The organism is Streptomyces sp. CB03238, assembly GCF_002099185.1.
GTDB lineage: Bacteria > Actinomycetota > Actinomycetes > Streptomycetales > Streptomycetaceae > Streptomyces.
Genome location: NZ_NBCN01000007.1, coordinates 593,378 through 606,844, shown reverse-complemented (window position 1 = coordinate 606,844; position 13,467 = coordinate 593,378). Strand labels below are relative to the sequence as shown.

General features: G+C 73.1%; 12 protein-coding genes, 1 pseudogene and 1 riboswitch. Of the genes and pseudogenes, 6 read left to right on the top strand and 7 right to left on the bottom strand.

The features are described from left to right. Positions 1 to 264: 264 nt before the first annotated feature. From BKD26_RS15935 to BKD26_RS15925, 3 genes are read right to left on the bottom strand one after another with little or no spacing between them, the layout of a single operon-like run. On the bottom strand, positions 265 to 1,761 hold the full coding sequence (locus BKD26_RS15935) for a precorrin-2 C(20)-methyltransferase (protein ID WP_084898523.1): 1,497 nt from the start codon (positions 1,759 to 1,761) through the stop codon (positions 265 to 267). Between the two features lie 5 nt (positions 1,762 to 1,766). After that, a complete protein-coding gene (locus BKD26_RS15930) occupies positions 1,767 to 2,414 on the bottom strand; it encodes a precorrin-8X methylmutase (RefSeq protein WP_084898469.1) in 648 nt (215 codons plus the stop codon). Continuing rightward, positions 2,411 to 3,607: a cobalamin biosynthesis protein CobG gene (locus BKD26_RS15925; protein WP_241518673.1), complete on the bottom strand. Its 1,197-nt coding sequence runs from the start codon at positions 3,605 to 3,607 to the stop codon at positions 2,411 to 2,413. Before BKD26_RS15925 ends, BKD26_RS15930 begins: the two co-directional genes overlap by 4 nt. A gap of 18 nt (positions 3,608 to 3,625) precedes the next feature. Continuing rightward, a riboswitch (cobalamin riboswitch) is annotated at positions 3,626 to 3,762 on the top strand. A 33-nt stretch (positions 3,763 to 3,795) separates the two neighbouring features. On the opposite strand from BKD26_RS15925, the gene cobN reads away from it, so the two are divergent. From cobN to BKD26_RS15910, 3 genes are read left to right on the top strand one after another with little or no spacing between them, the layout of a single operon-like run. After that, positions 3,796 to 7,431, top strand: coding sequence for a cobaltochelatase subunit CobN (cobN, locus tag BKD26_RS15920; RefSeq protein WP_084898467.1), 3,636 nt, complete (start codon positions 3,796 to 3,798; stop codon positions 7,429 to 7,431). After that, positions 7,428 to 8,120: a GNAT family N-acetyltransferase gene (locus BKD26_RS15915; RefSeq protein WP_107417863.1), complete on the top strand. Its 693-nt coding sequence runs from the start codon at positions 7,428 to 7,430 to the stop codon at positions 8,118 to 8,120. The genes cobN and BKD26_RS15915 overlap by 4 nt, the downstream gene beginning before the upstream one ends. A 13-nt stretch (positions 8,121 to 8,133) precedes the next feature. Then, on the top strand, positions 8,134 to 9,000 hold the full coding sequence (locus BKD26_RS15910) for an SDR family oxidoreductase (RefSeq protein ID WP_084898465.1): 867 nt from the start codon (positions 8,134 to 8,136) through the stop codon (positions 8,998 to 9,000). A gap of 2 nt (positions 9,001 to 9,002) precedes the next feature. Here BKD26_RS15910 and BKD26_RS40270 read toward each other — a convergent pair whose 3' ends face one another. Together BKD26_RS40270 and BKD26_RS39780 are read right to left on the bottom strand one after the other, a co-directional pair. Next, a complete protein-coding gene (locus tag BKD26_RS40270) occupies positions 9,003 to 10,478 on the bottom strand; it encodes a hypothetical protein (RefSeq protein ID WP_179166556.1) in 1,476 nt (491 codons plus the stop codon). 68 nt (positions 10,479 to 10,546) lie between these two features. Further along, positions 10,547 to 10,735: a hypothetical protein gene (locus BKD26_RS39780; RefSeq protein WP_143662658.1), complete on the bottom strand. Its 189-nt coding sequence runs from the start codon at positions 10,733 to 10,735 to the stop codon at positions 10,547 to 10,549. Between the two features lie 343 nt (positions 10,736 to 11,078). Between BKD26_RS39780 and BKD26_RS41340 the strand changes: the two are divergent. Both BKD26_RS41340 and BKD26_RS15900 read left to right on the top strand, forming a co-directional pair. Next, positions 11,079 to 11,192: pseudogene (locus BKD26_RS41340) on the top strand (XRE family transcriptional regulator); the annotation flags it as partial. Next, positions 11,152 to 11,355, top strand: a complete 204-nt coding sequence (locus BKD26_RS15900; RefSeq protein WP_084898463.1) for a DUF397 domain-containing protein — start codon at positions 11,152 to 11,154, stop codon at positions 11,353 to 11,355. The pseudogene BKD26_RS41340 and the gene BKD26_RS15900, both read left to right, overlap by 41 nt. Here BKD26_RS15900 and BKD26_RS39775 read toward each other — a convergent pair. Continuing rightward, on the bottom strand, positions 11,352 to 11,729 hold the full coding sequence (locus tag BKD26_RS39775; protein WP_084898462.1) for a VOC family protein: 378 nt from the start codon (positions 11,727 to 11,729) through the stop codon (positions 11,352 to 11,354). The two genes, BKD26_RS15900 and BKD26_RS39775, sit on opposite strands and share 4 nt — an antisense overlap. A 129-nt stretch (positions 11,730 to 11,858) precedes the next feature. On the opposite strand from BKD26_RS39775, the gene BKD26_RS15890 reads away from it, so the two are divergent. Beyond that, on the top strand, positions 11,859 to 13,046 hold the full coding sequence (locus BKD26_RS15890; RefSeq protein WP_107417861.1) for a DUF418 domain-containing protein: 1,188 nt from the start codon (positions 11,859 to 11,861) through the stop codon (positions 13,044 to 13,046). A gap of 31 nt (positions 13,047 to 13,077) precedes the next feature. Here BKD26_RS15890 and BKD26_RS15885 read toward each other — a convergent pair whose 3' ends face one another. Beyond that, a complete protein-coding gene (locus tag BKD26_RS15885) occupies positions 13,078 to 13,425 on the bottom strand; it encodes a DoxX family protein (RefSeq protein ID WP_107417860.1) in 348 nt (115 codons plus the stop codon). Between the last annotated feature and the right edge of the window lie 42 nt (positions 13,426 to 13,467).

The following is a 13,467-nucleotide window of genomic DNA, read 5'->3' as shown; positions in this document are numbered from 1 at the left end:
CGCCGTCCACACCGGGGAAGCACAGGTGACAGCGGCGGAGGCAGGAGTGGCGGCGGTGATCAGGCCGCCGGCGGAGGCGAAGGCGGCCGTCGCGGCGAGCGCGCTCAACCGGGTACGAGTCATCACAGAGGAAGGGGCCCCTTTCGGACCAACGTCGTTCACGTGAAAGGGAATCACGGGAACTTCAGACGCTCTTGTGACTCGTGAGGCGGGGGCAGGGTTGCCCCGCCCCCGCACGTATTTTCGAGATGGACGTCCGGACCGCTAGCCGTACCGGCGCGGCGTCCAGGCGATCGTCCGGCCGTCGCCCCGCTCGACCGCTCGCGTCTGCGACGAGCCGATCAGCAGCAGCGTCCGCATGTCGACCTCCGACGGCTCCAGGGTCTTCAGGGTCACCACGCGAACCGACTCCTCCGGCCCGCCGACGTCCCGCGCCACGACCACCGGCGTTTCGGGCGCGCGGAGTTCGAGCAGCAGCTCGCGGGCCGCCGCGACCTGGTGCGTACGGGACTTCGAGCCCGGGTTGTACAGGGCCAGCACCAGGTCCGCGCCCGCCGCCGCGCGCAGCCGCTCGGCGATCACGTCCCACGGCTTGAGCCGGTCCGACAGCGAGATCGTCGCGTAGTCGTGGCCCAGCGGGGCGCCCGCCTTCGCGGCGGCGGCGTTCGCGGCGGTCACGCCCGGCAGGACGCGGACCGGGACGTCCGCGTACGCGGGCTCCGAGGCGACCTCCAGGACCGCCGTGGCCATGGCGAACACGCCCGGGTCGCCGCCCGACACCACCGCCACGCGGCGCCCGCGCCGGGCCAGGTCCAGGGCGAACTCGGCCCGCTCCGACTCGACCTTGTTGTCGGAGCCGTGCCGGTTCTGGCCGGGGCGTACCGGGACCCGGTCCAGGTAGGTGGTGTAGCCGACCAGGTCGTCGGCGTTCACCAGCGCGCCGCGCGACTCGGGCGTCAGCCACGGCGCGCCCGCCGGACCGGTGCCCACGACCACGACCTCGCCGCCGGTCTCCCGGCTCGCGGGCGCTTCGGCGTCGATACGGGAGGGCAGCACGGCCACCGAGAAGTACGGCACGGACTCCGGGTCGACGTCCGCCAGCGCCCCGGTCCGCTCGCCCGCCATGAACGCCCGCTCCACGTACCGGGCGTCGTCCAGCCGGCCCGCCCGCTCCAGGGCGCGGCGCACGGTCGGGAAGGTCCGGCCGAGCTTCATGACGACGGCCGAGTCCGTGGCCGCCAGCCGCGCCGCCAGCTCGTCCTCCGGCAGCGTGCCGGGGATGATCGTCAGGACCTCCTCGGCCTCGCACAGCGGCTCCCCGAGCCGGGCGGCCGCCGCGCTCACGGAGGTGACCCCGGGGATCACCTCCGTCTCGTAGCGGTGCGCCAGCCGCTTGTGCATGTGCTGGTACGAGCCGTAGAAGAGCGGATCGCCCTCGGCGAGGACGGCGACGGTCAGGCCCGCGTCCAGGTGGGCGGCCAGCCGCGCCGACGCCTCCTCGTAGAAGTCGTTCAGCGCGCCCCGGTAGCCGCCCGGGTGGTCGGTCGTCTCGACGGTGAGCGGGTACATCAGCCGCTCCTCGATATGGTCCTCGCGGATGTGCTCCGCCGCGATCGACCGCGCTATCGAGCGGCCGTGCCGCGCCGAGTGGTACGCGATCACGTCGGCGGCCGCGATGGCCTTCACCGCCGCCACCGTCATCAGGTCCGGGTCGCCGGGGCCGAGCCCCACGCCGTACAGCTTGCCGCTCGTGCCCGTCATGCCCGTCATGCCTGGATCTCCGCCTCGTGGGCGATCGCGTTGATCGCCGCGGCCGCCATCGCGCTGCCGCCCCGCCGGCCCCGCACCACCAGGTGCTCCAGGCCCGGGAACGCCGCCAGCGCGTCCTTGGACTCGGCCGCCCCGATGAACCCGACCGGGATGCCGATCACCACCGCCGGGCGCGGCGCGCCCGCCCCGATCATCTCCAGGAGCCGGAACAGGGCGGTGGGGGCGTTGCCCACCGCGACGACCGACCCTTCGAGGCGGTCACGCCACAGCTCCAGCGCGGCCGCGCTGCGCGTGGTGCCCAGCTCGGCGGCGAGCGCCGGGACGGACGGGTCGGAGAGCGTGCAGATCACGTCGTTGCCGGCGGGCAGCCGTTTGCGGGTGACGCCGCTCGCGACCATCTGCGCGTCGCACAGGATCGGCGCGCCGGCGCGCAGCGCCTCGCGGGCGCGGGCCACCACGTCCGGTGTGTACGCCAGGTCGCGGACGAGGTCGACCATGCCGCAGGCGTGGATCATCCGTACGGCGACCTGGCTGACGTCGGCCGGCAGGCCCGCGAGATCCGCTTCGGCGCGGATGGTGGCAAAGGACTGGCGGTAGATCTCCGCCCCGTCCTTCTCGTAGTCGAACACTCTGCTCTCGCTCATTTCGTCGATCCTTGTACGGTCACCACGGTCTGCTGGTACGCACCTTCGCCGGTCGCCACCATGTCGGTCCACGCGCCCTGCGGGTGGCCGCAGCGGCGGGCGCACCCCGACCAGTGGACGGGCAACTCACCCTCGCGGGGCCGCGCGTCCGTCCGTACGTCGGACAGGGACTTGGCGCAGCCGGGGCGTCCGGTGCACGCGGTGACACCGATCCAGGGGGAGTCGGTACGGGTGAGGAACCCGGCCTCGTCGAGGGCGCGCAGCCGCTCCTCGGCCGCCGCCCGGCCGGCGAGGCCCGGCAGGACGAAACCGCGCCACGGGGTGACGCGTACCTCACGCGCGGGCAGCAGCGCCCGGAACTGGGCCGTCGTCACCCGGCCGAGGCGGGCCAGGACGGAGACGACGGAGTCCGTGCCGTCGCCGATGACGCCGGGCGCGGGCGGCCCCCCGGCCGGCAGGCCGGCGTCCGGTACGGGCTCCGCCGCGATGCCGGCCCGCCGCAGGTGTCCCGTCACGTCCACGTCCTGCCCCGCCGGCAGCTCCCGCACCCGCCACGCGCCGGTGCCCGCCTCCCGGGCGGCCGCGAGGAACGCCCCGGCCGCCGCGAGCGCGGCGCGCGGCGCGTCGGCGGCCGCCACGCGGTATGTCCGGTCGGCGACCCGCAGCAGGGCACCGCCCCCCGAGGCTGCGAGCAACGTCACATCCGGGGCCAGGCCCGCCACGTCCCCCCGCCCGTCGTCCACGGCGAACAGGAAGCGGCCGGAGAGCTCGGGCGTCCAGTCCTCGGCGCACAGGAGCTCGTCCAGGCGCGCGGCCCACGCCTGCACCTCCGCGCCCGCGAGCGGCGAAACCACCATGTTCCGTACCCGTTCGTGCCGTTCGGAGGGGAGGAGACCCGCCTCCCGCAGCACGTCCGCCAGCCCGAGCCCGCAGCCCTCGCCGAGGCCCCGCAGCTCGATGTTGCCGCGCGAGGTGAGGGAGAGGTGCCCGTCGCCCAGGCGGTCCGCCGCGTCCGCGAGCAGCAGGACTTGACGGGACGTCAGCACTCCGGTGGGGAGGCGGAGGCGGGCCAGGGCGCCGTCATCGGCATGGTGCAGCCGCAGCGCACCCGGGCAAGCGTCACCGCGGTCGCGGACACGGTCCCGTATGTGAGCTTCACCCCGGTCCTGGGGATTTGGTGAGCTGGGCGGCATGGCGGCGAGCATACGCGCAGCCTCTACTATGCAGACGGCACAGGGTCCCAGGGCCCTAGGGAGGAAGCCCGGTGAGAATCCGGCGCGGTCCCGCCACTGTGAGTCCGGCCGAACCGGACGAGTCAGGAACTCCCGCCGTCCTACGACCACCCGGGGCGCGGACACCCCGAGGAAGGCCTGCGCACGCCATGACGCACGCGACCACGCCCGCCACCAGCCCCGAGGCGACGACGATCCTGCTGCTGTCGCACTCCGACACGGACCTGCTCAGCGCCCGCGCGGCCGGCGGGCCCGTGGAGTACCGCTTCGCCAACCCCGCCCGCCTCCCCCTGGACGACCTGGACGCCCTCCTGGGCGGCGCCGACCTCGTCGTCGTACGGCTCCTCGGTGGCATCCGCGCCTGGGAGGACGGCCTTCAGGTCCTCCGCGCGACGGAGAAGCCCCTCGTCGTCCTCACCGGCGAACAGGCCCCCGACGCCCAGCTGATGGAGACCTCCACCGTCCCGATCGGCATCGCGGCCGAGGCGCACGCCTACCTCGCCCACGGCGGCCCGGACAACCTGGAACACCTCGCCCGGTTCCTCTCCGACACCGTCCTGCTCACCGGCCACGGCTTCGAGCCCCCCGCCGCCGCCCCCACCTGGGGCCCCCTGGAGCGGACCGCGCGCACCACCACCGGCCCCACCGTCGCCGTGCTGTACTACCGCGCCCACCACATGAGCGGGAACACGGCGTTCATCCACACCCTGTGCGACGCCATCGAGGACGCCGGCGCCCAGGCCCTCCCCCTGTACGTGGCCTCCCTCCGCGCCCCCGAGCCGGAGCTCCTGGAGAGCCTGCGGACGGCCGACGCCGTCATCACCACCGTCCTCGCCGCCGGCGGCACCAAGCCCGCCGAGGCCCAGGCGGGCGGCGACGACGAGTCCTGGGACGCGGGCGCCCTCGCCGCGCTCGACGTACCGATCCTCCAGGCCCTGTGCCTGACCGGCTCGCGCTCCACCTGGGAGGAGAACGACGAGGGGCTCTCGCCGCTCGACGCCGCCAGCCAGGTCGCCGTCCCCGAGTTCGACGGGCGGCTCATCACCGTCCCGTTCTCCTTCAAGGAGATCGACGCCGACGGCCTGCCCGCGTACGTCGCCGACGCCGAGCGCGCCGCGCGCGTCGCCGGGATCGCCGTACGCCACGCCCGGCTGCGCCACATCCCGAACGCCGACAAGCGCCTGGCGCTGGTCCTCTCCGCGTACCCCACCAAGCACTCCCGCATCGGCAACGCCGTCGGCCTCGACACCCCCGCGTCCGCCGTCGCGCTGCTGCGCCGACTCCGCGAGGAGGGGTACGACTTCGGCGGCGAAGAAGTCCCCGGTCTGGCGTCCGGCGACGGCGACGAGCTGATCTACGCCCTCATCGAGGCGGGCGGCCACGACCAGGACTGGCTCACCGAGGAGCAGCTGGCCCGCAACCCGGTCCGCATCCCGGCCGCCGACTACAAGCGCTGGTACGCCACCCTGCCGGAGGAGCTGCGCGAGAACGTCGAGCAGCACTGGGGCCCGCCGCCCGGCGAGATGTTCCTCGACCGCTCCCGCAACCCCGAGGGCGACATCGTCCTCGCCGCCCTCCGGCGCGGGAACCTCCTCATCCTCATCCAGCCGCCGCGCGGCTTCGGCGAGAACCCGATCGCGATCTACCACGATCCCGATCTGCCGCCCTCGCACCACTACCTGGCCGCCTACCGCTGGATCGGCACCCCGGCCTCCGACGGCGGCTTCGGCGCCGACGCCATGGTCCACCTCGGCAAGCACGGCAACCTGGAGTGGCTGCCCGGCAAGAACGCGGGCCTGTCCGCCGCGTGCGGCCCAGACGCGGCCCTCGGCGACATTCCGCTCATCTACCCGTTCCTGGTCAACGACCCGGGCGAGGGCACCCAGGCCAAGCGCCGCGTCCACGCCACCCTCGTCGACCACCTGGTGCCGCCGATGGCCCGCGCCGAGTCGTACGGCGACATCACGCGCCTGGAGCAGCTGCTCGACGAGTACGCGCAGATCTCCTCCATGGACCCGGCCAAGCTCCCGGCGATCCGCGCCCAGATCTGGACGCTCATCCAGGCCGCCAAGCTCGACCACGACCTGGGCCTGGAGGACCGCCCGGACGACGACGGGTTCGACGACTTCCTCCTCCACGTCGACGGCTGGCTCTGCGAGGTCAAGGACGCCCAGATCCGCGACGGCCTGCACGTCCTCGGCGGCGCCCCCACCGGCCCCGAGCGCGTCAACCTCGTCCTGTCGATCCTCCGCGCCCGCCAGATCTGGGGCGGTACGCAGTCCCTGCCCGGCCTCCGCGAGGCCCTCGGCCTGGACGAGTCCGCCGCGACCCGCACCACCGCCGACGAGGCGGAGGCCAAGGCCCGCGCCCTGGTCGAGGCGATGGAGGCCGCCGACTGGAACCCGGCCGCCGTGCCCTCCGTCGCCGAGGGCCACGGCGAGCAGGTGGCCGCTATCCTCGACTTCGCCGCCCGCCAGGTCGTCCCGCGCCTCGCCGCCACCACCGACGAACTCGACAACGCCGTCCACGCCCTGAACGGCGGCTTCGTCCCGGCGGGCCCCTCGGGCTCCCCGCTCCGGGGCCTGGTCAACGTCCTGCCGACCGGCCGCAACTTCTACTCCGTCGACCCCAAGGCCGTCCCCTCCCGCCTCGCCTGGGAGACCGGCCAGGCCCTCGCCGACTCCCTCCTGGAGCGGTACCGCACCGACAACGGCGAATGGCCGACCTCCGTCGGCCTGTCCCTGTGGGGTACGAGCGCGATGCGCACCGCCGGCGACGACGTCGCCGAGGCGCTCGCCCTCCTCGGCATCCGCCCCGTCTGGGACGACGCCTCCCGTCGCGTCACCGGCCTGGAGCCCATCCCGCTCGCCGAGCTGGGCCGCCCGCGCATCGACGTCACCCTCCGCATCTCGGGCTTCTTCCGTGACGCGTTCCCGCACACCATCGGGCTCCTCGACGACGCCGTCCGCCTCGCCGCCTCCCTCGACGAGCCGGCCGCCGACAACCACGTACGGGCCCACGCGCAGGCCGACCTCGCCGAACACGGCGACGAACGCCGCGCCACCACCCGCATCTTCGGCTCCCGGCCGGGGACGTACGGCGCGGGCATCCTCCAGCTCATCGACTCGCGCGACTGGCGCACCGACGCGGACCTCGCCGAGGTCTACACGGTGTGGGGCGGTTACGCGTACGGGCGCGGCCTCGAAGGCAAGCCCGCCCGCACCGAGATGGAGACCGCGTACAAGCGCATCGCGGTGGCGGCCAAGAACACCGACACGCGCGAGCACGACATCGCCGACTCGGACGACTACTTCCAGTACCACGGCGGCATGGTCGCCACCGTCCGCGCGCTCAAGGGCACGGCCCCCGAGGCGTACATCGGCGACTCGACCCGCCCCGAGACGGTCCGCACGCGCACGCTCGTCGAGGAGACCTCCCGCGTCTTCCGCGCCCGGGTCGTGAACCCCCGCTGGATCGAGGCGATGCGCCGCCACGGCTACAAGGGCGCCTTCGAACTGGCCGCGACCGTGGACTACCTCTTCGGGTACGACGCCACCACCGGCGTCGTCGCCGACTGGATGTACGACAAGCTCACCGAGACGTACGTCCTGGACCCGGAGAACAAGGCGTTCCTGCAGGAGGCCAACCCCTGGGCCCTGCACGGCATCGCCGAGCGGCTCCTGGAGGCCGAGTCGCGCGGCATGTGGGCCAAGCCCGACCCTGCCGTCCTGGAACAGCTGCGGCAGGTGTTCCTGGAGACCGAGGGCGACCTGGAGGACAAGTGACCATCACGGTGGGCGGCGAGGACAAGGAACTGTCCGCGCGCCTCGACAAGGAGCTGACCGCCTTCAACAACGCGGCCACCGGCGCCCACGACGAGGCCGAACTGTCGGTGCGGGCCACCGACGACGAGTCCGGCGAGATCGTCGGCGGGCTCACCGGCTGGACGTGGGGCGGCCTCGGCGGCGTCAGCATGCTGTGGGTGCGGGACGACCAGCGCGGTACCGGGCTCGGTACGAAGCTGATGCGCGCGGCGGAGGACGAGGCGCGGCGGCGCGGCTGCGACCGCATGATCGTGTCGTCGTTCTCGTTCCAGGCGCCGCCCTTCTACCGGCGCCTGGGGTACGTCGAGACGGGCCGGTCCGAGGGCATCCCCGGCGGGAACGTCGACGTCCACTTCTACAAGTCCCTGGAGCCGTCCGCCGCGCCCCTCTTCCGGCTGGCGGTGCTGCTGGACCATCCGGCGGACGCGGTCGAGGACGCCCTGGCGTACGAGGAGAAGGCGCTCGCCCTCCTCCCGCGCCACGGCGGCCGGCTGGAGCGGCGGCTGCGCACGGCCGACGGCCTGTCGGAGGTCCACCTGCTGACGTTCCCGTCGGAGGACGCCTACCGCGCCTACCTGGCCGACCCGGAGCGTACGCCGGACGGCCGCATCACCGCGCGCGTGCTGGAGGTCACGGAGGTCTACGGCTGACAGACTCGGCCGTATGTCCTCCGTGATCGCTGTGACCGGGGCGAGCGGCCGTATCGGCGGCCGCGTCGCCCGCCGCCTCGCCGACCGGGGCGTGAAGACACGGCTGCTCGGCCGCGACCCGGCCCGGCTGCCGGAGCTGCCGGGCGCGGTGAAGGCCGCGCCCGCGCCGTACGGGGACGGCGAGGCGATGCGCCGCGCCCTGGACGGCGCCGGCACGCTGTTCCTGGTGTCGGCGCACGAGAGCCCCGACCGGATCCAGGAGCACCGCACGGCGATCGACGCGGCGCTCGCCGCGGGCGTCGGGCGGATCGTGTACGTGTCGTTCCTGGGCGCCGCGCCGCAGGCCACGTTCACCTTCGCGCGCGACCACTGGCACACCGAGCGGTACATCGAGGCGAAGGGCGTCCCGCACACGTTCCTGCGCGACAGCTGGTACCTGGCCGGGTTCGCCGCGATGACCGGCGAGGACGGCGTCATCCGTGGCCCGGCGGGCTACGGCCGGGTCGCGGCGGTCGCCCACGAGGACATCGCGGACGTCGCGGCGGCGGTCCTGCTGGGTGAGGGGGACCACGACGGCGCCACCTACGACGTCACCGGCGAGGAGGCCCTCACCCTCGCCGAAGCGGCCGCCGAACTCTCCCGCGCCACCGGCCGCACGATCACCTACGTCCCCGAGACCCGCGCCGAGGCCTACGCCTCCCGCGCCCGGTACGGCGCCGAGCACTGGGAGGTCACCGGCTGGGTCACCTCCTACGAGGCGATCGCCGCCGGCGAGATGAGCACGGCCGCCGACACGGTTCGCCGCCTCACCGGCCACGCCCCGATGACGCTGCGCCAATACCTCACGGCCCACCCCCGCTCGTACGCCCACCTGGACTGACGTCACGGCTCCTGGGCGTAGAGGAAACGCTGCCCCTCGTCCGTCTTGGACGTCACCGTGAACGTCCCCTTCAGGCTAGGGGACGTGAGCGTCAGCGTCCTGCCCTTCAGTGACACGGTCCTGTCCCGGGGGTCGAGGGGGGTCCCGAAGTAGATCTGTCCTTCCATGGGGACCTCGGCGACGGTGACGCCGTCGATGTCGAGATTTCCACCGCGCAGCCTGAAGTGCAGACGGGCCTTGGGGACGATGGTGAGGGGCACTTCGTCCGTGGTGTAGAAACCCGACCCGCCCAGGGTGCTGATGGCCGCGCTCAGGGGAGCCAGCAGAATCCACTTGCTCTTGTCGTTCATGCCGGCGACGAAGGGCTCGATGTCCGGCGCCAGTTTCCTGTCGGAGGCGGCCGCGCTCTCCTCGATGCCGCGCTTCACGTCCGGGGGCATGGACTGCGCGGCGGGCACGACCCCTTTCAGGACGACGTCCTGGGGAGTCACCGGCTCCTCGACGAGGGCCTGCCGCGCGTTCAGCCCCATGGCGTCGGCGGTGAAGAGGGCGCTCGCGCCCACCGCGTACGGCTCGAAGTTCTTGTTCACGGCCCTCAGCGGCTTCAGAGTGCCGGTCAGCCGGCCCCGCACCTGGGCGGGGTCGTCGGGATCCTCCACCAACGCCATGGCCACGGCCATCGACTCGAAGTACCGCGCCGAACCTTCCAGCGCGTCCAGCATGGGCTGGGCCTTCGCCTCATCCGGGTACTTCGCCGCCCAGGTCCGCTGCCAGTGCGCGGCCGCCGCCAGGTGCTTCCGGCGCTCGGCCGGCTCCTTGTAGGCGGCGAGGAGGCTGTTGTAGACCATCGCGCGGTACATCCGGGGCTCGGTCCGCGTCGGATAGTGCTGGGCCCGGGTGTCCTCGCCGCCCTCTGCCTTCTCCTCCAGCGCACGGAGCGACTCCCAGACCCAGCCGCCCTTCTTGTCCTGCTGTACGTAGGTGTGGAACTGCTCGTGCGTCGCGAGCCCGAAGGTGCGTCCCGCCACGTCGGCCGTGTCGAAGCCGGTGGGATCCACACCCGCCGTGCGCGCCGGCCTGACGATGATGCCCCGGCGCCCGTCCCAGGTCACGGCCCCGAAGCCGCCCTCGTTCGGCGGGACGGTGACCCCGCCCTTCGCCAGATCCGCGAGCGGCACCTCCCGCTTCCCGTCCTTGTCGACCGCCCACGCGCCCCGCCCGTCCGAGACCAGCAGGACATGGCGGGTGAAGTCCGCGCCGGGCCAGATCCTCGACGTGCGCGGCCAGACGGCGGCCACGTGCTCCTGAAGCCGGGACGCCAGCTCCGGCAGGGGCGGGGCGGTCGCCTCGGCAGCGCCGGCGCTGCTCACGGCCGAGGGCGGCGCCTCGGGCTGCGCCGCGTCGGCCGCGCATCCCGAGGCGGCGGCCAGGAGCAACGCCACGAGGCCGGACACGTACGCATTGCCTGTCGATGTCACTCCCCCACGGTGCGTGCGCCAAGGCCCTCCCGCACGGCCGGACCCGCCGAACGGGTCATCGGCTCCTCTCAGTCCTCGCCCCGGACGATGTTGCCGTCCCACACGGGCGCTTCGGGCTCCGTACCGACAACGGCGGCCTGGTACAGGCGGATACGTCCACGGAGTTCACGCCTCATCGCGATCGGCCGGTCAAGGGGCTCCGTGACCTCGGGTATGCCGGGCACGGGGTCGCTGCTGGGCCCTGCTTGCGTCTTCATACGGTACGGGTACCCCATAAACTCGGACGAAACGGTCAACAGGCTCCGGGTGTGGGCGTGCTGTTCATGGTGGCCGCGTGGCCGCCGCCCCCCGGGGTGGACGCCCCGCCCACCGTGGGCAGGGCGCTCACACCGAGGCCGTGGCGTGAGCCAGCCAGTTGGGTGATCATTACGCTCGGCCACCATGACGCACATCCGCGACTTGCACCCGAGCGCGCCGCCGCTGGACTACGTGGCTCCACGCCCTGGTGATGTGGCACCAACCGCCGCATTGGTTCCGGCCCGGCCGGCCGCCCCACCTCCTGGCGGAGCACCGCCTCGCTGAGCACCACCCGAAGGAGCGGCGGACTTGCAGGCTGCGGCCCTCTCCGTGGGGGAGTCAGCGGCGCTGATCGCCCGCGTACGGGAGGAACGCCATGGGGACCAACCAGCATCTGACGGGCGCACAATGGCGTAAGTCCCGCTACAGCGGCGACACCGGTGGCGACTGCGTCGAGGTCGCCGACCTCGACCCCCACATCGCCGTCCGGGATTCCAAGCGCCCCGACGGGCCGGGCTTCCGGGTCGCCCCAGATGCGTTCGCGGTGTTCGTCGGGGCGGCGGCCGAGGGCGCCGTCTAGGACGCGTCCCGTTCCGCGAGGCTGCGCTCGACGCAGAACTCGTTGCCCTCGGGGTCGGCCAGGGTCACCCAGCCTCTCCCGTCGGGCACGCGGTGGTCAGCGACGACCGTGGCGCCCAGCGCGACGAGGCGCTCGACCTCCTCGTCCCGGGACCGGTCCTGGGGCTGGAGGTCGACGTGGACCCGGTTCTTGACGGTCTTGGCGTCCGGCACCGCCACGAACAGCAGCGCCGAGCCCGGCGCGATGACCAGGGCTTCGGGGTCGCCCGGGGAGTCCTCGTCGGTGACCTTGCCGTCCAGTACGGCGGCCCAGAACTGCGCCAGGCTGTAGGCGTCGGAACAGTCGAAGGTGAGGTGGCGCACGAGAGAAGCCATGGGGCGCACTATCCGGCGGGGGTGGTCCGCCTGTCCACCGCATTTTTCGTGGACGTACATCCTTCGATGTACCGCGAGTTCGTCTGTGCTCACGACGTTTCGGGCCCGGGCCGCCGGGACGCTGGATGCATGACCGAGACTCTTCGCGTTCCCGCACCGACGACCGCCGGTTCCCCGAAACGCCTCGCCCTCCTCGACGTACTGCGCGGGGTGGCGATCCTCGGGACGCTCATGACGAATGTGTGGGTGTTCACGGGGCCGGGGGCGGAGTGGGGCGTCCTGCAAGGCTCCTTGGGTGAGACGTCGTTCGGGTCGTTCCCGGACGCGGCCGAGAGTGTGTTCCGGCTGCTGGCGGACGGGAAGTTCCTGTCGATGCTGACGATCCTGTTCGGGGTCGGGCTGGCGATCCAGTACGGCTCGGCGGCCAGGCGCGGGCAGCCGTGGCCGGGGCGGTACAAGTGGCGGGCGCTGTTCCTGTTCGGGGAGGGGGCCGTGCATTTCGTGCTGGTCTTCGCGTGGGACGTGCTGATGGGGTACGCGGTGACCGCGCTGCTCGTGGCCTGGCTGCTGACCCGCTCGGAACGGGCGTGGCGGCGCGTGATGTGGTGGGCGGCCGGGGTGCACCTGACGGTGATCGGGCTGCTGACGGCGGCGCTGGCGTCGGCCCCGGCGGGCTCCTCGCCGGACGGTGGCGGCGCCTCGCGGGAGGTCGTCGAGCTGTACGCGCACGGGAGCTGGGCGGACCAGATCGCCTTCCGCCTGGAGAACGCGATCGCCCTGCGCATGGAGCCGGTCCTGACGTTCTTCCTGCTCCTGTTCCTCTTCCTGCTGGGCGTGCGGCTCTTCCGGGCGGGCGCCTTCGGGGCGGACGAGGCGGCGCGGCGGATCCGGGCGCGGATGCTGGCGTGGGGGCTGGGGCTGGGTGTCCCGCTGAACGTGGCGGTCGCGGTGGGCGGTGGGGACTTCTTCCTGCTGGGGCGGTACGGGGCGGCGCCGCTGATGGCGGTCGGGTACATCGGCCTCATCGGGGCGGTGGTGGACCGCGTACGGCGTCCGGGGCCACTGATGAACGGCCTGACGTCCGTGGGCCGGATGGCACTGTCGGGTTACGTCGCACAGAACGTGATCTGCATGCTCGTCTCGTACGGCATCGGCCTGGGCCTCGCGGCTGAGCTCGGCGAGCCGTGGCGGCCGTGGTGGGTGATGGGGCTGTGGGCGGCGGTGTCGGTGGTGCTGCTGGTGGGCTCCACGCTGTGGCTGCGCCGCTTCTCGACCGGCCCGCTGGAATCCGTACAGAAGTGGGCGCTCCGTCGCTGACCGCCGACCGCTGACCGCCGACCGCCGACCGTCACATCGACCCGATCCGGAGGATCAGCGCGGCTCCGGCGGCCAGGGTGAGGACGGCCGCCGGGGCGAGCGCGTAGTCCCGTGCGCGTATGTGGGTGAGGACGGCCCCGAGGAAGTACAGCACCACGCCGATCGCGGCGGCGGACCCGATGAACGGCACGACGAGCCCGAGGAGCAGCCCCGCGGCGCCGGCCGCCTTCGCGGTGGCGAGTGCGGGCAGCCAGGTGTCCGGCACGCCCAGCTTGGTCATCGAACCGGTGATCTGGTCGTTGCGGGCGTAGGTGAAGGTGGCGGAGGCGGTGAGGACGAGGGCGAGGGCCCCGGCGACGACGGCGTACGCGATGAACATCTGATGCACTCCAATGGTCGATGGCGCTGAATGATTGAACAG

Bases quoted from the DNA above. Each gene is read 5' to 3' on its own strand.
- BKD26_RS15935 (WP_084898523.1), bottom strand. From the start codon at position 1,761: ATGACGGGCACGAGCGGCAAGCTGTACGGCGTGGGGCTCGGCCCCGGC.
- BKD26_RS15930 (WP_084898469.1), bottom strand. From the start codon at position 2,414: ATGAGCGAGAGCAGAGTGTTCGACTACGAGAAGGACGGGGCGGAGATC.
- BKD26_RS15925 (WP_241518673.1), bottom strand. From the start codon at position 3,607: ATGCCGCCCAGCTCACCAAATCCCCAGGACCGGGGTGAAGCTCACATA.
- cobN (WP_084898467.1), top strand. From the start codon at position 3,796: ATGACGCACGCGACCACGCCCGCCACCAGCCCCGAGGCGACGACGATC.
- BKD26_RS15910 (WP_084898465.1), top strand. From the start codon at position 8,134: ATGTCCTCCGTGATCGCTGTGACCGGGGCGAGCGGCCGTATCGGCGGC.
- BKD26_RS39780 (WP_143662658.1), bottom strand. From the start codon at position 10,735: ATGAAGACGCAAGCAGGGCCCAGCAGCGACCCCGTGCCCGGCATACCC.
- BKD26_RS15900 (WP_084898463.1), top strand. From the start codon at position 11,152: ATGGGGACCAACCAGCATCTGACGGGCGCACAATGGCGTAAGTCCCGC.
- BKD26_RS39775 (WP_084898462.1), bottom strand. From the start codon at position 11,729: ATGGCTTCTCTCGTGCGCCACCTCACCTTCGACTGTTCCGACGCCTAC.
- BKD26_RS15890 (WP_107417861.1), top strand. From the start codon at position 11,859: ATGACCGAGACTCTTCGCGTTCCCGCACCGACGACCGCCGGTTCCCCG.
- BKD26_RS15885 (WP_107417860.1), bottom strand. From the start codon at position 13,425: ATGTTCATCGCGTACGCCGTCGTCGCCGGGGCCCTCGCCCTCGTCCTC.